Origin of the sequence: Paenibacillus sp. FSL F4-0122 (assembly GCF_038002845.1) — a bacterium.
Taxonomy (GTDB): Bacteria; Bacillota; Bacilli; order Paenibacillales; family Paenibacillaceae; genus Paenibacillus_AQ; species Paenibacillus_AQ odorifer.
Genome location: NZ_JBBODI010000001.1, coordinates 4,542,601 through 4,564,006 on the forward strand (window position 1 = coordinate 4,542,601; position 21,406 = coordinate 4,564,006).

A 21,406-nucleotide genomic window follows, 5' to 3' on the forward strand; every position below is an offset into this window, starting at 1 on the left:
GGGTTGGAATTTAAAGCAACTTAATCAGCTCTTCTAGCTCATCAACCATACCTTTTGCAAGTTCAAAATTATTGTCTTTTAAAGCTAATTCTATTTTCATTTCAACTGCTTTTTTATTTTGTTCATTTTCTAAATAATCTTTATCAAAATGACTAGCATAAATCATCTTTCTGAATTTTCGCATACTCATTTTTCTAATCGTCTTCTCGTCAATGATTAGTACATAATCCATCCCATTTACTACAGAATAGAAATCATGAGAAATCATGAGTATCGCACCTTTATAGTCTTCAATGGCTTTCTCCAGTGCGATTTGTGTATAGGTGTCTAAATGGCTTGTCGGTTCATCAAGAAGCAATAAGTTTGCTTTGCTAGCAGAAACTTTTGCCAATTGCAGTATATTTTTTTCGCCACCAGATAAAGATTCTATCTTTTGATTAAGAATTTCTCCTTCAAAGCCATAGTTTGAAAGATGTGCTCTAATCTCGTCATAAGTTGCAAACCCGGCATCGATGAAGTCTTCTAGTATGGTATTAGAATCCTTTAGCACTTCGTCTTGAAGCTGAGAAAGATAAGCCACTTTAATATCAGAATTCATTTTAATTGAATCATGATTATTTTTAAAGATATCTCGGAGTAAAGTCGTTTTCCCGGTACCGTTTGGACCGATAAGGGCTATTTTATCTGTAGGTTTCATCTCAAAGTTAACATTTTCTAAAATCAACTCATCAAAGGAAACACTATAATTATTCACATTTAAAACAGTGATGTCTTCTTCAAATTCATTGTCCACACCAAAACTGATTTTTGGTTGCTTAATATCAACGAATGGCGCTTTAATTTTTCGCGCTTCCAATCTTTCTTGAAACTTAACCCTAGCTTTTAACGCTCTCCCTCTAGATGCTTCTGAATTATAGGTTGCGATCGCTCTAAGATTATCAATAATGTTATCGTATCTCTCTATCTCTTCTTGTTCAGCGACTGCGATTTCTTGTAACTCAATTTTCGTCTGAAGTAATGAGAAGTTATACTCAATATATCGCCCATCGAACTCTTGGATCTCCATATTTTCAAGGTGTATAATTTTGTTAAAACAATGATTCAATAGATAACGGTTATGCGTAACCACTAGCAATATTCCTTTGTGAGCATTAATAAGATTTTTAAGTGCATTTAGGTTTTCAAAATCTAAAAATACATCGGGCTCATCCATAATCATTAAGTCTGGATTAGTCAGCATTTCCTTCATCACTTGAATAAGCTTGAATTCCCCACCACTTAGGTCGGATACCCTAGCATCTTTTAGTTTCAAGAGGTTGGCTAAATTTAGTTTCTTATTAATATTGCTTTCAAAATCATTTCCATCCATTAAATCAAAGGCATCTAGAGCTAATTGATACTTTTCGAGTAATGAATCAATATCTGATGATGTTTCCATTTCAGTGAGAATAGCTGTTATTTCATTTTGTATCTTAATAAATTCTTCTCCTATATATTCAAAAACGGTTGTTTCTTTAGATTTGTCTAGTTGCGAAAACTGACTTACATACCCAATTTTGCAGGTTGGGTCCATCTCTAGCTTGCCTTCGAACAAATATTTTTCTGGATCCATTAGTATATCGATCAGTGTACTTTTACCACTGCCGCTTGTTCCTATAAAAGCGCAATGTTGTGCCTCTTCAAGCGTAAATGAAATGTTTTTATATAGGTCTTTTTGCGGGAATGCGAAGGATAAGTTATCAACTTTTATCATAGTGTTACCTTTCTTAACTAAAAATAGTGACTATTATAAGATGTATTGAAGAGCACAGATTTTGAGTTTACCGTTGATAGAGTAACACTGTTTACAAGCAACTTCAATCATTTCGCATTAAAGGTGTTAAAATCATCTGATAATACAATCTTACAGACTATTAAATTATGGTCATAAAACCTATAAATACCTTATGGCTACAACTCGGAATTTATTGCCTTGGTAGAAGATAAGCTGCGGAAAATATTCCATTTAATGTTATAGTGGATTTAGTAAGAATAAATCCTTTGTTTTTTTTAAGATACGTACATGCTTGAATTTATTAAGGAGAATCATAGCTACAGATGTAAATAACTTAAGTGTAATATTAAAATTATGGAGGGAATATGAAATTTCATTTGAGATATGTAATTCTATCTTTTTGTGTACTATTCTTTTTGTCAGGATGTAGCTGGAATGCAATCACTGAAAAAGAATTAGATAAATTTATCGAACGTGAAAATTTGGATTATGTTTCTATACAAAAGTTAAACGACGAGGAATATTACATTTTTAGCTTGCCCTATATTTATATTTATCGTAGTGCTTCTGACTATACTAAATCTACGGGTATGATACGAGATGAGATAGTTATTGGTGGTTTGGAGAAAGGTTCGATTGGACTTGTAATTAATAATACGCAAGTTTTAAAAGATGCTAAAACATTTTCAGTAGTGATTGACAGTAAAACTCGTGAGTATGAATATACAGGTGGAAAATATCTAATTATAAAAGATAGTAGAATTTGGAATCCGACTGCTCAATTAAAAATTGTTTTCTCAAATGATAAAAACGAAACAATATTTGAATCAGATTATTAAAGAAGATTTATTAGTTTTTTACAACTATTTTCATGTTCTTATTTTGCTGATTTTCTATTACATGAGTATCACTTGAAAATACATATAAGAACCCTCTTTGCTGCTCCAACATTACCATTAACGGATGATGAAAAGAATGGGTAGAAGATTATGAAAATATTAATTTGTCGTATTAGTGAATGTAACGTATTGAAGGTATGAACCTCATGCGTAAACCACAAAGTGATTTCGTAGATTCTGATGATACCTATCTTCAAAATTAAATTGGTAAACAAATAAGGAGAACTCTTTATGACAATCCCATCAGGAATAACATGTGAACACGTAATCAGTGGTAAAATATTCCTTGATTATCTTTGGTTTATGTTTATAAGAGCAAGAGTCATATAAACTGAATTTGAAAGTGGGAGAATAGTTTATGGATTTAAAGAAAATTAATTCTTTAACAAAGTACCCTAGCATTCTTACATATCATCAATTAGGTGAACGAGGTCGGTTAAATGATGTTTTAACGGAGTCAAGAGGCTTCGCAGAATTAGACGATATTTTTGTTTACGAAAAAGTTGATGGTGAAAATTCAAGGATCATTTTATTAAAAAATGATGTTAATGAAGTTGATTATCTAATTGGTTCCAGAGAAGAATTGTTATATGCAAAAGGAGATAGAATCGGTAATCCTTATGGGAACATTGCGGAATTTCTTAAGCCGTTAGCAGAAAAAGTAATTGCAGATATCTTTCCTAAGGCTGACTGGGCATTAACCGTAATTTATCAGGAATCTTATGGAGGAAAAACTAAAGCATCCAAGAACTATTCTGACAGAAAAACTCAAGGGTATCGTGTATTTGATATGTTCTCCTTGAATAAGGATGAATTATATAGACTTCTTGAGTTATCGCAGGAGAAAATTGCGGTGTGGCGTGATCACGGAAATCAACCATTTTATGATGAAATTGAGAAGAAGAGATTTATTGAAAGCATGGATTTGCAGTCCGCACCACTTCTTGAAACCATAAAGGGTTCCGAGTTTCCAACTTCTCTTGAGAGTACATATTCTTATTTAAAAAGATTCGAGAATACTCAAGTAGGAATCGACGCAACAGGCAAATCAGAAGGAATCATTGTTAGAACAACGGATCGTAAACAAATTAGAAAAATACGGCTTGAAGATTATGAAAGAACGTTTAGAAAGTAATAGAAAAATAAACATTTTGCCAAAAATTGAGGTTCGATATGATAAATGTTTATCTTGATGACTTACGAGACTGTCCAGAAGGATTCACCTTGGCAAGGACATTTGAAGATGCTGTTAAACTATTTGAAAATAATGAAGTGAATATCCTAACTCTTGACCATGATTTAGGTGAAGGCGCCGATGGAATTGAACTAAAGAATGGGTATGATTTCGTAAAATACTTTTGTGAGCATGGTTTAAGGGCGAATAAGATATATCATCATACGGATAATCCTGTAGGAAGAAGGAATATGTACGAGACCTTATTGGCTGCTCAACGTAGAGGTTTTATAAATGAAGATATAGAAATTTACTATTATCCCGTAACCGTTAATAAATATAGTGGAGATTAATAAGAGGATTCTTTATTATGGAATGAAGCTATTAGTACGAAACAATAAAAAAACGGAGTGGAATAATATTATTAGTTCTTTTAGCAACGATGGATATGATAATAGTTCTGACCAGTAAATGCAATTCTGTGAGGCTCTTCTACATGGTTTAGGATTTAATCGGCAATCAACCTGTTTACGGTACCACATTCCCTCCAAGTTACTGTCCTTGGCAGGAAAATTTGTTCCATGGTATATTCAGTGTACTAAGAAATCGCTCTTTTGGAATAGCTGACCGCACGTTCGATACAGCAATTGGACAACGGTCCGTTCCAGTATGGATACCAGGAGGGAGACTACATGTTGGTGAATACCTGCCGCAATTTAGATGAACATCAGTACTCTATATGTCTGAAGCGGATTTATGAGCCGGCGGCTCCGGAGGACGGGTACCGGATACTGGTGGACAGGCTGTGGGCACGCGGAATTACGAAACCGCAGGCGGCATTAGACGAATGGATGAAGGAGATTGCTCCAAGCCCGGAGCTGCGCAAATGTTTTGACCACATGCCGGAGCGTTTTGCGGCATTTAGTGACCGTTATATCCGGGAACTGGAGGAAGATCCGACGCGCGTGAGACTTGCAGCGACAATCCGTGAACGGGTGCTGAAACAGGATGTTACGTTGGTATATGCCGCGAAAGACCCAATACATAATCATGCGAATGTATTATATAAATGGCTGCTTTCCAGATAAAAAGCACACGGATCTCCCCCGAATCGTTAAGGATTTCGAGGGAGGCCCGTGTGCTTTTTTTAATAAATAAAATTAGATGCTGGGTGAATAGATTCATAATTAAATTGTTGTTCAATTGGAGTGCCGGTCCGAAAAACTCATAATGAATTTGCTCTTCTTTCATCCCGAGCCTGGGCAGTTCGCCAATCATCGCTTCCATTGTTGGGCGAATACACGCTGCAAGAATTACTGATTAACAAAGCTGATTTGCGTGCCATCATGCAAGCTAGAAATGAGGTCACGCCTCCTCAAACAGAAGACGTTCTTCATCCCGGCTATGAATCGCGTTCACAACCAGCAGCGCGTGGAACTGGTGAAGCACCTCCGGAGTGAGGCCTTCTTCCGCAAGCAATGCTTTGACATCTTTTACTATAATCCGCAATAATTCATGATCACGTGTAAGCCCAAGAACTGCGTCTTGCAGGTTAGGATTCTTCCCGGCCATTTCCTGGTAGAACCCGTCTTCCTCCGCGTCAGCATGGCTGATAATCCGCGTCTCCCAGTACTCAATTAGATGTTCGGCGGCCTGATGCGCCACTTCAAATTCCTTCGCTTCCAGCAGTTCTTCCACTTCTTCGGTCTTGGCTACAGCGCCGGAGAGCCCGCCCTGATGAATGGCATGGTGGGCATGCAACTGGCGTAGTGAGGGTCCTGGCATGTTGCTTCATCCTCCCGTTTTTCGAAAATATAAGAATCTATATGTTTCATATGATAATGATCATTCTACTTCTCGCTGAAACGGTACCGTCTTCAAAAAAGGACGGTAAAGCCGTTTCCACTTGCCAGTATAGCACACGAATTTGCAGAGGAATTCCCGCTAAGGAATTCCCCGGACCAAAAAGAGGGAAGTCCCTAATGGGATCCTCTGCCCGGGAAGTAAACGGCAGGAACACAGCTTTTCTCCTCAGTGGGAAAGGCTTTTTGCTTTTTATTCAGATCGAGGGAATTCCCGAGGTTCAATAGGTGTTTCCCTAATGGGAAGCACGGCCGGGTAGATCCATAATGGTATTAATTGAATAAATTTTGAAGGGAGTGTTCTGGATCGATGAAGAAGAAATTCGGACTTAACTTTTTTAAACCGGTTGAAAGCTATTCCGGAAACTGGTCCATTCTTGAAGAGAAAAATAGAGATTGGGAGAATATGTACCGCCAGCGCTGGTCTCACGATAAAGTAGTGCGTACCACTCACGGAGTCAACTGTACAGGCTCCTGCAGCTGGAAGGTGTTTGTGAAGAACGGAATCATTACTTGGGAAAATCAGCAGATCGATTATCCTTCCTGCGGACCGGATATGCCGGAGTTTGAACCGCGCGGTTGTCCCCGCGGAGCTACCTTCTCGTGGTACGAATATAGTCCATTGCGCGTGAAATACCCGTATATCAGAGGGAAACTGTGGCGGCTGTGGCAAACGGCGTTGAAGGAGCATGACAATTACATCGATGCCTGGGCCAGTATTGTTGAAGACCCCGAGAAGGCTAGCCAGTACAAGAAGGCGCGCGGTAAAGGTGGACATATACGTGTAGCCTGGGACGACGCGCTGCGGCTGATCTCGGCCCAGCTGATCTACACGATCCGGAAATACGGTCCCGACCGCATCGCCGGCTTCACACCGATTCCGGCCATGTCCATGGTCAGCTACGCATCGGGGGCGCGATTCATATCACTACTAGGCGGTCAAATGCTCAGTTTCTATGACTGGTATGCTGATCTTCCTCCGGCTTCCCCGCAAATTTGGGGCGAGCAGACGGATGTTCCAGAATCTTCGGATTGGTACAACGCCGGTTACCTGATGATGTGGGGCTCTAACGTACCGCTAACTCGGACGCCGGATGCCCACTTTATGACTGAAGTACGCTATAAGGGAACCAAAGTCGTGTCGGTGGCACCGGATCTCGCAGAGAACGTCAAATTCGCCGACAACTGGCTGGCCCCGAATCCAGGGTCGGACGCTGCGCTTGCCCAGGCCATGACGCATGTCATCCTGCAAGAGTTCTACCAGGAACGCCAGGAGCCGATGTTCCTGAATTATGCGAAGCAATATACAGATATGCCTTTCCTGATTCTGCTTGACCCTCATGAGGATGCCCTTAAAGGCGGACGTTTCTTGCGGGCGAGTGATCTTGGAGATAACTCCCAGCACTCAGACTGGAAACCGGTAATCTTTGACGAGGTGGCTGGTGAGATGATGGTTCCGAACGGTACCATGGGGCAGCGCTGGGAGGAAGGAAAGAAATGGAATCTGATCCTCGAGCGGGAAGACGGCAGTAAAGTAGAACCCGCCTTGACCATCGAAGGCCACGGAGAAGAGTGGACGGAAATCGTGTTCCCGTACTTCGATAATGCCGGCAACGGCACCTTCAGGCGGGTGATTCCGGCCCGCAAAATACGGCTTGCCGACGGTGCAGAACGTTATGCCGCCACAGTCTATGATCTGATGATGAGCCAGTATGGCGTCGCACGTACAGAAAGTCCGCTTAACGCAAAGGGATATGAGGATCAATCCTCTTATTACACCCCGGCATGGCAAGAGAAGATTACGACGGTAAAGGCGAGTGTCGTAGTTCAGATTGCCCGCGAATTTGCCCAGAATGCGATTGATACGGGTGGACGCTCTATGATCATCATGGGCGCAGGGATTAATCACTGGTTCAACAGCGATACCATCTATCGTTCCATTCTGAATCTAGTGGTGCTGACCGCTTCCCAAGGTGTTAACGGCGGCGGCTGGGCGCATTATGTTGGTCAGGAGAAATGCCGTCCGATTGAAGGCTGGTCAACGGTTGCTTTTGCCAAGGACTGGCAGGGTCCGGCACGTCAGCAGAACGCGACTTCGTTCTTCTATTTCGCAACAGAGCAATGGCGTTATGAGGAGAGCGGCACTGATTCACTGAAATCGCCGACTGGAGGGGATGTAGCTTACCAACATCCGGCTGACTATAACGTATTGGCTGCCCGTCTCGGATGGCTGCCATCCTTCCCGCAATTCAACAAGAACAGTCTTCTGTTCGCCGAGGAAGCCGCACAGCAAGGCAAGAAGACTAACAGCGAGATTATCAGTCACACCGTGGAAGAGATTAAATCACGGAAAACACGGTTTGCCGTGGAAGATCCCGGCGCACCGGAGAACTTTCCCCGTTCATTATTTATCTGGCGCTCGAACCTGATTTCAAGCTCTGCCAAAGGGCAGGAATACTTCATGAAGCATTTGCTCGGAGCTTCCGACGGTCTGCTGGCCGAGCCGAATGAAGAACAGAAACCGGAAGAGATTATCTGGCGTGAGGATGTCGAAGGTAAGCTCGATCTGATGGTTGCCCTGGATTTCCGGATGACGACAACACCCCTCTATGCAGATATCGTGCTGCCGGCCGCAACCTGGTATGAGAAAACAGATCTGTCGTCGACTGACATGCATCCGTTTGTTCATCCGTTCAATCCGGCAGTTAACCCGCTGTGGGAATCCCGGTCAGATTGGGATATTTACCGCCAGCTGGCTGAGGTATTCTCCGAAATGGCAAAATCGCATCTGCCTGGCGTTTATAAGGATGTTGTGATGTCACCGCTCGGCCATGATTCGGTAAGCGAGATCTCACAGCCGATGGGTCTTGTCAAAGACTGGACCAAAGGCGAAGTTCCGGCTATCCCGGGCAAAACAATGCCGAACTTTACTATTGTAGAGCGTGATTATACTAAAATTCATGACAAATACATTTCACTCGGACCTAACCTCGCAATCGGCAAAGCAGGCGCGCACGGCATCAGCTTCTCTGTCGCCGAAGAATATGAGGAATTGAAGAAGCTCAGCGGTATTTATTTCGATGAAACGATCAAAAACGGACTGCCGAAGCTGCAGACTGCCCGCCAGGCCGCAGATACGATTCTTCACCTGTCTTCGGCTACCAACGGGCGCGTGTCCCAGAAGGCTTACGCTGCAGCGGAGAAGGATTCAGGAGTAGAGCTGCGAGATATCTCGGCGGACCGGGCCGCAGAAAAGATTACGTTCCAGAGCATCACCGCACAGCCGCGGGAAGTCATTCCGACACCGGTATTCAGCGGGTCGAACAAGCAGGGACGGCGCTATTCACCGTTCACCACGAACATTGAACGTCTCGTTCCGTTCCGGACGCTGACCGGAAGACAGCATTTCTACATTGACCATGAAATCTTCCAGCAGTTCGGCGAAGCGCTGCCGGTTTACAAGCCAACGTTGCCTCCGATGGTCTTCGGGCCGCGTGACAAGGAAGTGAAGGGTGGACAGGATTCTCTGGTTCTGAGATATCTGACACCGCACGGGAAATGGAATATCCATTCGACCTATCAGGATAACCAGCACATGCTGACGTTGTTCCGGGGCGGTCCAACCGTGTGGATCAATAATGAGGATGCTGCGGCACATCACATTGAGGATAATGACTGGCTCGAAGTCTACAACCGTAACGGTGTCGTAACTGCACGCGCGGTTGTCAGTCACCGGATGCCGAGAGGCACCATGTTTATGTACCATGCCCAGGACAAGCACATTCAAGTACCGGGCTCTGAAATTACGGATACGCGCGGCGGAAGCCACAATGCGCCTACCCGGATTCATCTGAAGCCTACCCAGATGGTCGGCGGATACGCACAGCTCAGCTACGGTTTTAACTACTATGGTCCGATCGGCAACCAGCGTGATGTCTACGTAGCCGTCCGCAAAATGAAGGAGGTCAACTGGCTTGAAAATTAAAGCGCAAGTTGCAATGGTAATGAATCTGGATAAATGCATCGGCTGCCACACCTGCAGCGTGACCTGCAAGACGACCTGGACGAACCGTAAAGGTGCGGAATATATGTGGTTCAATAACGTGGAAACGAAACCGGGGATTGGTTATCCGAAACGCTGGGAAGACCAGGAGCTCTACAAGGGCGGCTGGCAGCTGCGCAAGGGGAAGCTGGAGCTGAAATCCGGCAATAAGCTGTCCAAGATTGCGCTCGGCAAAATCTTCTACAACCCCGACATGCCGGAGATGAAGGATTATTATGAACCGTGGACTTACAATTATGAGCATCTGACGAATGCAGGAGAGCAAAAGCATTCCCCGGTGGCGCGGGCTCATTCTGCTGTAACAGGCGAGAAGATGGATCTGGAATGGGGGCCTAACTGGGAGGATGATCTGGCGGGAGCGCATGTAACCGGCCCGCTTGACCCGAATATCCAGAAGATCGAGGAAGAAATTAAATTCAACTTCGAGAAATCGTTTATGATCTATCTGCCGCGCCTCTGTGAACACTGCCTCAACCCAAGCTGTGTCGCCTCCTGCCCTTCAGGTGCGATGTACAAACGGGATGAAGACGGGATTGTTCTGGTCGACCAGGAAGCCTGCCGAGGCTGGAGATATTGCATGACTGGCTGTCCGTATAAAAAAGTGTATTTCAACTGGCAGACCAACAAAGCGGAGAAGTGCACCTTCTGTTTCCCGCGTGTGGAAGCAGGACTGCCTACGGTATGCTCCGAGACCTGTACAGGCCGAATCCGCTATCTCGGGGTTCTGCTGTATGATGCCGACAAGGTTCTTGATGCCGCATCCACCCCGGACGAGAAAGATTTGTACAAAGCACAATGTGATCTGTTCATGAATCCGCATGATCCGGAAGTCATTGCCCAGGCGAGAAAAGATGGTATCTCTGAGGATTGGCTGGAGGCAGCCCAGAACTCACCGGTCTATAAACTGGCGATTGAGCACAAGCTTGCCTTCCCGCTTCACCCGGAATACCGCACACTGCCTATGGTGTGGTATGTGCCGCCGCTTAGCCCGATCATGAATTATTTTGAAGGTAAAGATTCGCTGAAGAATCCCGATATGATTTTCCCGGCTATCGAAGAGATGCGCACACCGATCCAGTATCTGGCGAACATGCTGACCGCAGGCGATACGGAGACCGTCAAAGAAGCCCTGCAGCGGATGGCCATGATGCGCTCCTACATGCGCGCTAAATCCTCAGGCCAAGGGTTTGACGCTAGCCGTCTTGAACGTGTCGGTATGACAGCACAGCAGACAGAGGAAATGTACCGGCTGCTCGCGATTGCCAAATATGAAGACCGTTTCGTGATCCCAACCTCCCACAAGGAGCAGCACATGAACCCTTACCGTGCCCAGGGCTCGACCGGTTTCGGAAACGGGATGGGCGATATGGGCTCCGGCTCCGGTTGTGACGGCTGCGGACCTGCCAGCTCTGCCGGCGACACGATGAAGACCGGCAAGGAAATGTATGAAGAGAATTTCTACGGGGGGATTTGGCGTGATTGATCTGATCAAACTGCATGATTACAAGGAATCCTTCGGTTATTTCGCCCTGCAGCTCATGTACCCGGAGAAGCTGGACTTTCATCCGGCTTTTCTGGAAGAGGCGTTTGACAGCACTCATCCGGGTTATGCCCATGTGCATACCTATTGGAAGCAAATGCAGAGCTTCAGTCTGGATGAGATTCAGGAGAGTTATGCCGCTACATTTGATTTTCAGAAGGACTGCGCCTTGTATATGACCTATTTCAAATTTGAGGAGGCCAAGGAACGGGGGCAAATGCTCGCCAAGTTGAAGCTTCTGTACGAAATGTTCGGTCTGGAAATGCCGGAGGAAGAACTACCTGATTATTTGCCGCTTATGTGTGAATTTCTATATGCCGCGCAGTGGTTGGAAGTCCCGGGAGCGCCGGAGAATTTCCGGATGCTGATAGCGATTCTTGAGGATGGTACGTATCATCTGCTCAAGGCTCTGGAACGAAATGAAAGTCCCTATTTCCATCTGGTCAAGGGATTGCGCGAAACATTAAAAGCTTGTGCTGAACAGGAGGCCCTGAGTCAATGAATATGCTGGGTCAGTTTTTATGGGTCATTTTTCCCTACATGTGTATGGTGATCTTTATCGGCGGACATATTTTTCGTTATCGTAAGGATCAGTTTAACTGGACGGCCAAATCCAGTGAGTTTATTGAAAAGAAACAACTGAAATTCGGCAGCATTCTGTTCCACCTCGGAATTATGCCGGTTATCCTGGGCCATATTGGCGGGCTCGCTGTTCCGAAATCATGGCTGGAATCCATCGGCGTAAGTGATCATCTTTACCACATCGGCGCGGTATACATCGGGGGCATCTTCGGTGCAGCCACACTGCTCGGGATGCTGATTCTGACTTCGCGGCGCTTTACGCTTAAGAATGTCCGCCGTCTCAGCAGTGCGTCGGACCTGATAGTCAACTCACTCCTCCTGTTTATCGTGTTTATGGGGATGTACTCTACCATTGTAACGAATGCCGTACAACCTGAGTTTGACTACCGCGATACGATTTCTGTCTGGTTCCGCGGCCTGTTCATGTTCCGTCCGGACCCGTCACTGATGAGTGATGTGCCGTTTTCCTTCAAGCTTCACATCTTGTCAGGGTTTGCCATCTTTGCCTTTTGGCCGTTCACCCGGTTGGTCCATGTATGGAGTGTTCCGTTGAATTATATAGGCAGAAGTTATATCCTATACAGAAGAAATAAATCGAATTAACGGAAAGAGTTGCGTGGACTTCTTTTCCTGTTCTAATCGAGGAGAGAAAACGATGAACAATAAGGTGGATTATCAAATCGAGCTTGACCGGATCCGCGCAGCTCTAGGATATGACTTCATGTCGCTGGCTCTTGCTGAACCTGCGGAATATGACTATGTAATCCGGTGGAAATACGCCTCAGGGAACACTAATGACCGTTACAAACGGATTGTACTTCAATCCGGCAGAGGGATTGCAGGGATCGTGTTCAAGACCGGAAAACCGTTCTTAATCCCTTCTGTGCAGACAGATGTGAAGCCTGATACCTTGTTTAATTATCCCATTACTAAGATGGAGAATTTGAACAGTATTGGTGCTGTACCGGTGTGGAATGATGCCCGCGTCGCAGGCGTGCTTCTAGGCGGTTTCAGGGGTGAACGGCAGGTAACCGCTGAAATGCTGAGAGACCTGGACAGGGTAGCACGTAAGGGGATTGGAGACTTGAACGGGAAGGAATTGTTGCTCAGTTGATGACACCCGGAATGGATCTGCGGAGCCTGCTCATGACGAAGCTGTTCGAGAACAGCTCGGAGGCGATGTTCTTTTTTGACCGGCAAGGGAAAGCCCTGGCGATGAATCCGGCTGCCGAGAACATCGTTGACCAGGATATCCTGAAGCAGTTGTATCAGGGAAATCCTGAGGCACTATGCGGGACCTGCCGGGGATACACTAGTGAGACGGAGCTCCGCACATGCCTTAATTGTTACTTTCATACACCGGACTCAGAGGAATTTACCTCTTATCAAGTCTATCTGGAGACGAAAGATAAAGGGATTGTCCCTTATGCCGCCACCTTTCACACGATAGATGACGAGAATGGTATCAGAGTGTTTATGCTCAGGGATCTGAGCAGACAGTTCACGACACAAGAGAAGTTCTACCAGAACAAGATGATGAAGCATATCATTGAGGCGCAGGAGAATGAACGCAAGCGGATATCCCGTGAACTGCATGACAGCGTTGCCCAAGAGCTGATGAGTGCCGTGATTGATCTGCGTGTGCTCAAATATATGACAGCTGATGAACAGCTGCTGAAGAAGGTGAAGCAGACCGAAGTATCCATGACAAGACTTCTGAATGATATCCGCAACCTTTCCGTGGAGCTCAGGCCGGCTGCACTTGATGATTTCGGGCTGGAGGCTGCATTCCGGTCACACTTCAAGCGGATGGAACAAAGCTACGGACTTATAATTGAATATGAGTCCCGGCTTTTGGAGAAACGGTATGAGAGTGAGATTGAAACCGTCATGTACCGTGTATGCCAGGAAGCTGTGTTGAACGCCCTGAAGTATGCCCAGGTAGACAGCGTCAAAGTATCTCTTACAGAAAATGACGGCGTGCTGCGGCTTCTGATTAAGGATGAGGGAACAGGCTTCATTCAGGGAGACGAACCCAATGGAACCGGACTTGGTCTTTTTGGCATGCAGGAACGGGCGGAGCTGGTGGGTGGCACCTTCACCGTAGATTCAGGGATAGGTAGGGGCACAACCATTATTTTACAGGTGCCAGTAGGATTATCCCGAGGAAAGGAATGAGCTTCTGATGAAGATCGTCATTGCAGACGACCATGCGATCGTACGGAGCGGATTCTCCATGATTCTCAATTTTCAGGATGACATAGAAGTGATCGGAGCGGCGGCAGACGGGAGGGAAGCTTATATAATGGTTGCCAAATTCCGGCCGGATATTCTGATTATGGATTTAAGCATGCCTCCGGGCGAAAGTGGGCTGGTTGCAACCGGGAAGATTAAAGAGGATTATCCCGATACCAAAATCCTAATTCTGACGATGCATGACGATGATGAATATCTTTTTCATGTATTGAAGAACGGGGCCTCCGGTTATGTTCTCAAAAGCGCTCCGGACGAGGAGCTTTTGCTGGCCATCCGGACCATTTATGAAGGCGGCACTTATATCCATCCTAAGATGGCGACCTCACTGGTCCGTGAATTTATTAAGCAGGACAAATCCGGCGGTACAGAGGATCTGTTTGAGCTGTTGTCCAAACGTGAACTGGAGATCCTGCCGCTTATCGCCAAGGGATACGGGAACAAGGAAATCGCAGAGAAGCTGTTTATTTCGGTAAAAACGGTGGAAGCCCACAAAGCGAAAATTATGGAGAAGTTAAACCTTAAAAGCAGACCGGAGCTGGTCGAGTATGCTTTAAGGAAAAAAATGCTGGATTTCTGATTTGCAAATGGAGGGTTAGCAGGATGCCGGAAAATACAGGGCTCAAGTTTACGATGCCCGCCATGCGTATTCTTGAGAATGAACACCGCTATTTATCATTTCTGATGGAAGAATGGCATGCACTTGTACTCTGGTTTGAACACGATCAGCCCGTTCTGGAAGAATCTAGGACACAGCTGCATAAGCTGCGTAAGGCGATTCTGGAGTTTACTGGTCCGTTGAAGAAGCATACTGTGAAGGAAGAAACGTTTTTTTTCCCGCTGCTTGGCAGTTATATCGGCTTTGAACAAGGACCACTGGTCGGCATCCAGGAGGAGCACCGCGAGATTGACGGATATATAGGGCATTTCCTGCATTACACAGAGGGCAATATAGATATGCTGCCGCTTGAGGATATCCGCGCAGCTGTTAAGGATGCAGGGGAGGCTTTTGAGGTTCTGACGGTACACTTTGTCAAAGAAGAGACTGTCATTTACCCGATGGCCGAGCATCAGCTGAGTGCGAAAGACAAAGAATGGTTAAGCCAGCAATTGAATACGCTCATTACGTGATAATGAACAGGCTGCTCCTACTTGGGGCGGCTTTTTTGGGTCTTATTAAGAGAGTAGATAAGGTATTATGTTTCATTTGTGATAGGAGTGAATAAGTTCTGGAGCAAGGCCCCACTATGTGGGGTTATTTTATTTTTAGGGTTTCCCCTGTCAGGGAAAGGGGACTCCCCTATATCTGAGCCGGGGGATCGGCGGATACAATGAGTACAGGAAGTATTGGTATGAATAATCAAGAGAATAAACGGCGAAAAGGTGAGTCGAATGATTAAAAAAATGCAATTGCCGCTACAAACATTAAACTTGATTACTGGATTCATGGTGTGGGTGATCATCTCTTCCCTGATGCCCTTTATTTCCGAGGATATCAGCATTCCTCCGGGGCGGCTAGCGATGGTCACGGCTATTCCGGTGGTGCTCGGCTCTATTCTCAGGATTCCTTTAGGCTATTATGCAAACATTCTGGGAGCACGCATTATTTTTATGTTCAGCTTTATCCTGCTTTTGTTTCCGGTATATTTCATCAGTGAAGCATCCTCGGTCACTCATTTAATTATCGGAGGTTTGTTCCTGGGAATCGGCGGAGCCGTTTTTTCGGTAGGTGTAACCTCTTTGCCGAAGTATTTCCCCAAAGATAAGCATGGTCTGGTCAACGGAATCTACGGGATCGGGAATATCGGAACAGCTGTCACTACCTTCTCGGCTCCGATTGTGGCAGCACAGATTGGCTGGGCACCCGCGGTTAAAATGTATCTGATCCTGTTACTGGTATTTATCGCATTAAATTTCTTCTTTGGGGATCGTCATGAGCCTAAACTCAAAACGCCGATTATTGAACAGATCAAGGGCGTGTCCAAAAATGAAAAGCTCTGGCTTTTCTCCTTGTTCTATTTCATTACTTTTGGCTCCTTCGTTGCCTTCACTATTTATCTGCCGAACTTTCTAGTTTCGAACTTCGGTCTGGAAAAAGTGGATGCCGGGATGCGCACAGCCGGCTTCATTGCCGTTGCGACCTTCTTCCGGCCGATAGGCGGCTGGCTTGCCGACAAGTTCCAGCCTTTGTTTCTGCTTACCGGCACATTCAGTATTTATACGGTTGCAGCAATCATCCTGGCATTTATGCCTGACATGGGCTTATATACAGTAGGTTGCCTTGCTATTGCGTTCAGTGCGGGAATCGGTAACGGAGTCATATTCAAATTAGTCCCACTGTACTTCAATAAGCAGGCGGGTGTCGCCAACGGGATCGTATCGATGATGGGCGGTCTGGGCGGTTTTTTCCCTCCCATTATGCTGTCGGTGATTTATTCGGCTACAGGGCAATATTCCATCGGGTTCATGCTGCTCTCTCAGGTAGCGCTGGCCAGTCTGGTGCTGGTAGTGTGGATCTATTTTCAGGACCGGCTTGCGCTTACCTCTGAAGTGTTCAATTCTACCGGACAGGGGATTCTGGTTACGGATGTCTCCGGTCTGATCAAGACCGTCAATCCGGCGTTCACGAAGCTCACCGGCTATACGGAAGACGAAGTTCTTGGCAGACAGCCCAGCATTCTGAAGTCAGGCCGCCAATCCAAGGAGTTCTACCGCTTAATGTGGAGCGAAGTCAGGGAGAAGGGGATGTGGCAGGGTGAAATCTGGAACAAGCGCAAGGGCGGGGAAGAGTATTTGCAGTGGCTGAATATCAGCGCTGTAAAGGATGAGACCGGCGAAGATGTCCGGTATGTAGGCACATTCAGCGATATTACGGAGAAATAACCGGATGAACCGTTTTTTAGTACGGCACTAAGTTAGGAGCAGATGAAGGTGGAAAAGACCAGAACTCCGGTTACCGTTGCCGAAGCTGTATTCCGGGTAACTGAAAGAGCATGTTGCATAGGTACAGAAAGGATTCCACTTGCTGAAAGCTATGGACGGATCCTGGCGGAGCCGCTGACGGCAACCCATGATGTTCCGCATTTTACCCGATCACCCTATGACGGATATGCAATTTCTTCGGCAGATTCTGCCGGTGCTTCCGGTAATAACAGGATCAGCTTTACTGTAGTAGATCATATCGGCGCAGGGGCAGTATCTCAGATTGCAATTGGGCCATGCGAAGCTGTCCGTCTGATGACGGGAGCGGCGCTGCCGTCAGGAGCGGATGCTGTAGTTATGTTTGAACAGGCCACAGCAGCAGGTCATACGTTTACAATCCGTAAAGCTTTTGCGCCACAGGAGAATCTGTCCCTGAAGGGTGAAGATATGCGGTCAGGAGAAATGATCGTTCCGGCCGGCAGCTTCATTCATCCCGGGATTGTAGCGCTGCTGGCTACATTCGGTTATGGGTATGTTCAGGTCGGTAAGCGGCCGGTAGTAGGGATATTGTCTACGGGAACCGAACTGCTGGAGGTGACAGCACAGCTTGCACCCGGCAAAATCCGCAACAGTAACGGACCGATGATCGCAGCCCAGCTCGCCCGGATGGGTATTCCTTACCGGATGTATGATACAGCCGCAGACCAACTGGAAGCATGCCTGCTGACGGTGCGGAAGGCAATGACAGAAACAGACTGCCTGATCACAACGGGAGGTGTGTCCGTCGGTGATTATGACTACCTGCCGGAAATATATAACCGTCTCGGGGCTGATGTGCTGTTCAACAAGGTGGCGATGCGTCCGGGCAGCGTGACCACAGTTGCGGTTGCCGGGGATACGTACTTGTTCGGACTGTCCGGCAATCCTTCTGCCTGCTTCACAGGCTTCGAGCTGTTTGTTAGACCCGCCCTGCTCAAAATGATGGGAGCGGATAAAATTTATCTGCCGCGCACGACGGCGGTACTGGCAGAAGATTACCCAAAGGCCAATCCGTTCACCCGGTTTATCCGGGCCGTTCATGACCGCACCTCGGTGCGTCCTGCCGGTTTCAATAAATCTAATGCCGTATCTTCCATCGCACGCGGGAATTCGCTGATTGTGCTGCCGGGCGGGACAAGAGGTTACGCCGCAGGTGATCTTGTTGATGTACTGCTTCTGGGTGTTGAAGAAGGTACGGATAAATGGGTACTGTAAGCCTACCGGAAGGGAGATAAGAGTCATGAATGCACATCCACTACAGGATCAATTGCGACGGCCTATCCATGATTTGCGGATTTCGGTAACAGACCGGTGCAATTTCCGCTGTTCCTACTGCATGCCGAAGGAAGTGTTCGGTGATGATTATGCATTCCTCCCCACAAGCGAGCTGTTAACCTTTGAGGAAATCTGCCGGCTGACGAAGCTGTTCGTATCCCTTGGAGTAAGCAAAATCCGGTTGACCGGTGGCGAGCCGCTTATGCGGCGTAATCTGCCTGAGCTTGTTGCGGGAATCCGCGCTATCGGCGGTGTAAAAGATATGGGACTGACGACGAATGGGGTACTGCTCGGTGCGCAGGCAGCGCCACTGTATGCTGCGGGACTCCGCAGACTGAACGTCAGCTTGGATGCTTTGGAGCATAAGCGGTTTGGAAAAATGAACGGACGGGGCTTTACGTCTGGATTAATTCTGCATCATATTGATCATGCCGTAGAAGCCGGGTTTGAGGTCAAAGTAAACATGGTGGTACAAAGAGGTGTGAACGAATCGGAGATTGTACCGATGGCTGCCTATTTCAAGGATAAGAATATAACTTTGCGGTTCATCGAGTTTATGGATGCCGGCAACGATAACGGCTGGAGCTATGAGAAGGTTGTAACCAAACGGGAAATACTGGAGCGCCTCCAAGGCTCATTTGAAATGGAAGCACAGGACCATAATTATTTTGGCGAGGTAGCCAAAAGGTACCGGTACAAGGGTAGCTGTACCGAGGTCGGTTTTATTACTTCCGTATCTGAATCGTTCTGCTCTTCCTGTACACGTGCCCGGCTGTCTTCCGACGGCAAATTATACACTTGCCTGTTCGCATCAGACGGTTTTGATCTCAGGGAAATGCTCCGCAGCGGGGCGAGTGACCAAAGCCTGCTGCTAGCCATTAGGGATGTATGGGAGCAGCGGACAGACCGTTACTCCGATGAGCGGACAGAACAAACCGTGAAGAACAGAACAAAGATCGGCATGTCCTATATTGGAGGTTAAAGAGCAGAATGCAAGTTCAGCTGTTGATCGAGCCGGATGGCAGATCATTTTTGGCTGAGCAATGTATCCTTATTGTACCTCCAGGATCGAGCAATCCGGAAATGATCGCAGAATAGACTAACGCAACAACAAGGAAGCTCCTCTACCCGGATTACCGGCAGATGAGCTTTCTGGTTTTTTACAACTGTATACTAGAAGTACAACACGAGCACAGACACATATAACATAAAGGAGAAGCCAATTTCGATGATTCCGGTACGTTTTACTGTGATGCCCGTCTTTGGCAGGACAGCTGCCCGCACAAGCAGGATGAGCAGCGGAACAAGCAGAGATGGAAACAGGAACAGCCCGGCTGCTGCAACCAGCAGGTGATATAGAACAGATCCGTAATAGAAGCTAATATTATTTCGTTCACGGATGATGGTTTTGACATACAAAGCGGTTCCGACAAAGTACAGGACAGCCAGCAGGAACAACTCGGTCGCTGTCCGCCAGCTTTCTCCCTGACCGACGTAGAAGACCGGATAAATGATCAGGCAAAATGCCAAAATGGCCGAGATGTCATTGAGCAGGGCACGTTCATTTTTAGTTTTTGCATAATAGAGATTTACAGCGAACAAAGGCACGAGCGGTAGAACAAACCATAACAACTTAGGTTCGGCTACTACCAGATAGACGATCAAAGGGAGTAGCAGAATTCCATATACCTTCAAGGGCTGGGCATAGCGTTTAAATCTTCCTGTCTTCACCCCCTGCAGTAAAGGAAAACTGAACAAATAGATCAGAAGCCAGCAAGCAAACAGCGGAATATGTATCGGTTGCCCCTGGGATGCGGCTACCCCGAACAGAAAGGGAAGGACGAGCATCGCCCAGGCGCCGTGCTGGTTAGGGATATACTTCTTCATAGTAAACATCCTCCTACCCTGAAATATCATGGCATGCGAGGATGCCATACTCTTTAACTATACGTTTTTCCTTGAGGGGACCCGGGTGATTTGAAGCACTAATCATTTTAAGAAAAGGAGTAAACATCGTGAGTATGGAATCTCATCATGCAACAGTACAGGGTCCGGTTCCTGTATTACAAATTGTCGGGTACAAGAATAGCGGAAAAACAACACTTGCCTGCCGTTTAATTCGCGCTCTATCTTCTCAAGGTATACGCGTCGGGTCTGCTAAACACGATGCTCACCATTTTCAATTAGATGATCCGGGTACAGACAGCAGCAGGCATCTGCTGCACGGTGCGATTGAAACCGTACTGACATCGTCTGAGGCTACAAGAATAATGCGGAAGTCCGAGACTTCATTAGAAGAAATCGTACAGTCTATGTATGGTAAGGTTGATCTGCTGATTGCTGAAGGGTTCAAATCTGCAGATTATCCCAAAATCGCCTTGATCCGCAATGTAAATGAAATGATAAATCTGCGAAGTCAAGCAACGAATATTTATATGTGGTTAAGCTGGGAGGAGGACGCTAATATGAAAAGTGTAACGTCTGTGGTAAGCAAGAATACTACCCCTGTACTACTTTTAAGGGATCAAGCTCTTATAGATCAGGAGGTCCTCAACCTGGCTTTGTCGCTGCTTCAATCTAGTATGGGAATCCCTGACATAAGAGAAGGAGATTCCCTTACAGGAGGTGCACATTGTGCTGACTGGAATAATACTGGCAGGGGGACAGAATTCCCGGATGAAGGGTCGGAATAAAGCGCTCCTGACCTATCACGGGGAGCATTTTATTGTTAGACAGGTGAAGGAGATGCGTACCCTTTGCTCCAAGATCATTATTGTTACGAATGATGCATCCCTGTATGAGGATTGTCTTCCATCCGGTATCATTTTTCTACCGGACATCTATGAAGGGCATGGACCCTTAAGCGGGTTTCATGCCGCTTTTGTCAGGGTGGAAACGGATTATGCTTGGGTTGTCGGATGCGATAGTCCTAATATTTCAGCCCCTGCAGCTTCGTGGATGCTCACCCGGTTCAAGGAAGGCGACTATGATGCTGTTCTTCCCATCATTAACGGTAAGCATCA

19 protein-coding genes and 1 pseudogene are annotated in these 21,406 nt (G+C 46.4%); 17 read left to right on the forward strand and 3 right to left on the reverse strand.

From position 1 onward, the window contains the following. Nucleotides 1-10 precede the first annotated feature (10 nt). A complete protein-coding gene (locus MHH49_RS19630) occupies nucleotides 11-1,753 on the reverse strand; it encodes an ABC-F family ATP-binding cassette domain-containing protein (RefSeq protein WP_094901926.1) in 1,743 nt (580 codons plus the stop codon). A 386-nt stretch (nucleotides 1,754-2,139) separates the two neighbouring features. On the opposite strand from MHH49_RS19630, the gene MHH49_RS19635 reads away from it, so the two are divergent. From MHH49_RS19635 to MHH49_RS19650, 4 genes are all read left to right on the forward strand, one after another. Next, nucleotides 2,140-2,613, forward strand: a complete 474-nt coding sequence (locus MHH49_RS19635) for a hypothetical protein (protein WP_094901924.1) — start codon at nucleotides 2,140-2,142, stop codon at nucleotides 2,611-2,613. Between the two features lie 418 nt (nucleotides 2,614-3,031). Beyond that, nucleotides 3,032-3,808: an RNA ligase family protein gene (locus tag MHH49_RS19640; RefSeq protein ID WP_076141344.1), complete on the forward strand. Its 777-nt coding sequence runs from the start codon at nucleotides 3,032-3,034 to the stop codon at nucleotides 3,806-3,808. Between the two features lie 38 nt (nucleotides 3,809-3,846). Continuing rightward, on the forward strand, nucleotides 3,847-4,200 hold the full coding sequence (locus MHH49_RS19645; protein WP_076141343.1) for a cyclic-phosphate processing receiver domain-containing protein: 354 nt from the start codon (nucleotides 3,847-3,849) through the stop codon (nucleotides 4,198-4,200). A 339-nt stretch (nucleotides 4,201-4,539) separates the two neighbouring features. Beyond that, a complete protein-coding gene (locus tag MHH49_RS19650) occupies nucleotides 4,540-4,935 on the forward strand; it encodes a DUF488 domain-containing protein (RefSeq protein ID WP_094901922.1) in 396 nt (131 codons plus the stop codon). Between the two features lie 277 nt (nucleotides 4,936-5,212). On the opposite strand, the gene MHH49_RS19655 is transcribed toward MHH49_RS19650, so the two are convergent. Next, nucleotides 5,213-5,632, reverse strand: coding sequence for a hemerythrin domain-containing protein (locus MHH49_RS19655; RefSeq protein WP_036675981.1), 420 nt, complete (start codon nucleotides 5,630-5,632; stop codon nucleotides 5,213-5,215). Between the two features lie 387 nt (nucleotides 5,633-6,019). Here MHH49_RS19655 and MHH49_RS19660 point away from each other — a divergent pair, with 387 nt between their 5' ends. The 11 genes from MHH49_RS19660 (at nucleotide 6,020) to moaA (ending at nucleotide 19,365) form a co-directional block, all read left to right on the forward strand. After that, complete coding sequence (locus tag MHH49_RS19660; protein ID WP_038572510.1) at nucleotides 6,020-9,694, forward strand: nitrate reductase subunit alpha; 3,675 nt, start codon at nucleotides 6,020-6,022, stop codon at nucleotides 9,692-9,694. Then, on the forward strand, nucleotides 9,684-11,255 hold the full coding sequence (gene narH, locus MHH49_RS19665; protein WP_036675987.1) for a nitrate reductase subunit beta: 1,572 nt from the start codon (nucleotides 9,684-9,686) through the stop codon (nucleotides 11,253-11,255). The genes MHH49_RS19660 and narH overlap by 11 nt, the downstream gene beginning before the upstream one ends. Then, on the forward strand, nucleotides 11,248-11,814 hold the full coding sequence (gene narJ / locus MHH49_RS19670) for a nitrate reductase molybdenum cofactor assembly chaperone (RefSeq protein ID WP_036675989.1): 567 nt from the start codon (nucleotides 11,248-11,250) through the stop codon (nucleotides 11,812-11,814). Before narH ends, narJ begins: the two co-directional genes overlap by 8 nt. Beyond that, nucleotides 11,811-12,497 carry a respiratory nitrate reductase subunit gamma gene (gene narI, locus MHH49_RS19675; RefSeq protein WP_036675990.1) on the forward strand — a complete coding sequence of 229 codons (687 nt, stop codon included), beginning with the start codon at nucleotides 11,811-11,813 and terminating at the stop codon, nucleotides 12,495-12,497. The genes narJ and narI overlap by 4 nt, the downstream gene beginning before the upstream one ends. Nucleotides 12,498-12,549: 52 nt before the next feature. Beyond that, nucleotides 12,550-13,008, forward strand: a complete 459-nt coding sequence (locus MHH49_RS19680) for a GAF domain-containing protein (RefSeq protein WP_036675992.1) — start codon at nucleotides 12,550-12,552, stop codon at nucleotides 13,006-13,008. After that, nucleotides 13,008-14,072, forward strand: a complete 1,065-nt coding sequence (locus MHH49_RS19685) for a sensor histidine kinase (RefSeq protein WP_036675994.1) — start codon at nucleotides 13,008-13,010, stop codon at nucleotides 14,070-14,072. The genes MHH49_RS19680 and MHH49_RS19685 overlap by 1 nt, the downstream gene beginning before the upstream one ends. Before the next feature lie 7 nt (nucleotides 14,073-14,079). Further along, nucleotides 14,080-14,727: a response regulator transcription factor gene (locus MHH49_RS19690; RefSeq protein WP_038572504.1), complete on the forward strand. Its 648-nt coding sequence runs from the start codon at nucleotides 14,080-14,082 to the stop codon at nucleotides 14,725-14,727. Nucleotides 14,728-14,750: 23 nt separating this feature from the next. Then, the gene (locus tag MHH49_RS19695) at nucleotides 14,751-15,278 is read left to right on the forward strand and encodes a hemerythrin domain-containing protein (protein WP_339809680.1); all 528 of its coding nucleotides are present in this window, start codon (nucleotides 14,751-14,753) and stop codon (nucleotides 15,276-15,278) included. Nucleotides 15,279-15,539: 261 nt separating this feature from the next. After that, nucleotides 15,540-17,030 carry a nitrate/nitrite transporter gene (locus MHH49_RS19700; RefSeq protein ID WP_036675998.1) on the forward strand — a complete coding sequence of 497 codons (1,491 nt, stop codon included), beginning with the start codon at nucleotides 15,540-15,542 and terminating at the stop codon, nucleotides 17,028-17,030. A 42-nt stretch (nucleotides 17,031-17,072) separates the two neighbouring features. Continuing rightward, a complete protein-coding gene (locus MHH49_RS19705) occupies nucleotides 17,073-18,323 on the forward strand; it encodes a molybdopterin molybdotransferase MoeA (protein WP_076141338.1) in 1,251 nt (416 codons plus the stop codon). A gap of 25 nt (nucleotides 18,324-18,348) precedes the next feature. Next, nucleotides 18,349-19,365: a GTP 3',8-cyclase MoaA gene (moaA, locus tag MHH49_RS19710; RefSeq protein WP_339809683.1), complete on the forward strand. Its 1,017-nt coding sequence runs from the start codon at nucleotides 18,349-18,351 to the stop codon at nucleotides 19,363-19,365. Between the two features lie 191 nt (nucleotides 19,366-19,556). On the opposite strand, the gene MHH49_RS19715 is transcribed toward moaA, so the two are convergent. Further along, nucleotides 19,557-20,270, reverse strand: a complete 714-nt coding sequence (locus tag MHH49_RS19715) for a YwiC-like family protein (RefSeq protein ID WP_169744792.1) — start codon at nucleotides 20,268-20,270, stop codon at nucleotides 19,557-19,559. 134 nt (nucleotides 20,271-20,404) lie between these two features. On the opposite strand from MHH49_RS19715, the gene mobB reads away from it, so the two are divergent. Both mobB and mobA read left to right on the forward strand, forming a co-directional pair. After that, entirely contained in the window at nucleotides 20,405-21,076 is a 672-nt protein-coding gene (gene mobB / locus MHH49_RS19720) for a molybdopterin-guanine dinucleotide biosynthesis protein B (RefSeq protein ID WP_339813580.1), read from the forward strand. Further along, nucleotides 21,060-21,380, forward strand: a pseudogene (gene mobA, locus MHH49_RS19725) (molybdenum cofactor guanylyltransferase); the annotation flags it as partial. The gene mobB and the pseudogene mobA, both read left to right, overlap by 17 nt. Nucleotides 21,381-21,406 lie beyond the last annotated feature (26 nt).

Coding starts and splice junctions, on each gene's coding strand:
- MHH49_RS19630 (WP_094901926.1), bottom strand. CDS start 1,753: ATGATAAAAGTTGATAACTTATCCTTCGCATTCCCGCAAAAAGACCTA.
- MHH49_RS19635 (WP_094901924.1), top strand. CDS start 2,140: ATGAAATTTCATTTGAGATATGTAATTCTATCTTTTTGTGTACTATTC.
- MHH49_RS19640 (WP_076141344.1), top strand. CDS start 3,032: ATGGATTTAAAGAAAATTAATTCTTTAACAAAGTACCCTAGCATTCTT.
- MHH49_RS19645 (WP_076141343.1), top strand. CDS start 3,847: ATGATAAATGTTTATCTTGATGACTTACGAGACTGTCCAGAAGGATTC.
- MHH49_RS19650 (WP_094901922.1), top strand. CDS start 4,540: ATGTTGGTGAATACCTGCCGCAATTTAGATGAACATCAGTACTCTATA.
- MHH49_RS19655 (WP_036675981.1), bottom strand. CDS start 5,632: ATGCCAGGACCCTCACTACGCCAGTTGCATGCCCACCATGCCATTCAT.
- MHH49_RS19660 (WP_038572510.1), top strand. CDS start 6,020: ATGAAGAAGAAATTCGGACTTAACTTTTTTAAACCGGTTGAAAGCTAT.
- narI (WP_036675990.1), top strand. CDS start 11,811: ATGAATATGCTGGGTCAGTTTTTATGGGTCATTTTTCCCTACATGTGT.
- MHH49_RS19680 (WP_036675992.1), top strand. CDS start 12,550: ATGAACAATAAGGTGGATTATCAAATCGAGCTTGACCGGATCCGCGCA.
- MHH49_RS19685 (WP_036675994.1), top strand. CDS start 13,008: ATGACACCCGGAATGGATCTGCGGAGCCTGCTCATGACGAAGCTGTTC.
- MHH49_RS19690 (WP_038572504.1), top strand. CDS start 14,080: ATGAAGATCGTCATTGCAGACGACCATGCGATCGTACGGAGCGGATTC.
- MHH49_RS19695 (WP_339809680.1), top strand. CDS start 14,751: ATGCCGGAAAATACAGGGCTCAAGTTTACGATGCCCGCCATGCGTATT.
- MHH49_RS19700 (WP_036675998.1), top strand. CDS start 15,540: ATGATTAAAAAAATGCAATTGCCGCTACAAACATTAAACTTGATTACT.
- MHH49_RS19705 (WP_076141338.1), top strand. CDS start 17,073: ATGAAGGTGGAAAAGACCAGAACTCCGGTTACCGTTGCCGAAGCTGTA.
- moaA (WP_339809683.1), top strand. CDS start 18,349: ATGAATGCACATCCACTACAGGATCAATTGCGACGGCCTATCCATGAT.
- MHH49_RS19715 (WP_169744792.1), bottom strand. CDS start 20,270: ATGAAGAAGTATATCCCTAACCAGCACGGCGCCTGGGCGATGCTCGTC.
- mobB (WP_339813580.1), top strand. CDS start 20,405: ATGGAATCTCATCATGCAACAGTACAGGGTCCGGTTCCTGTATTACAA.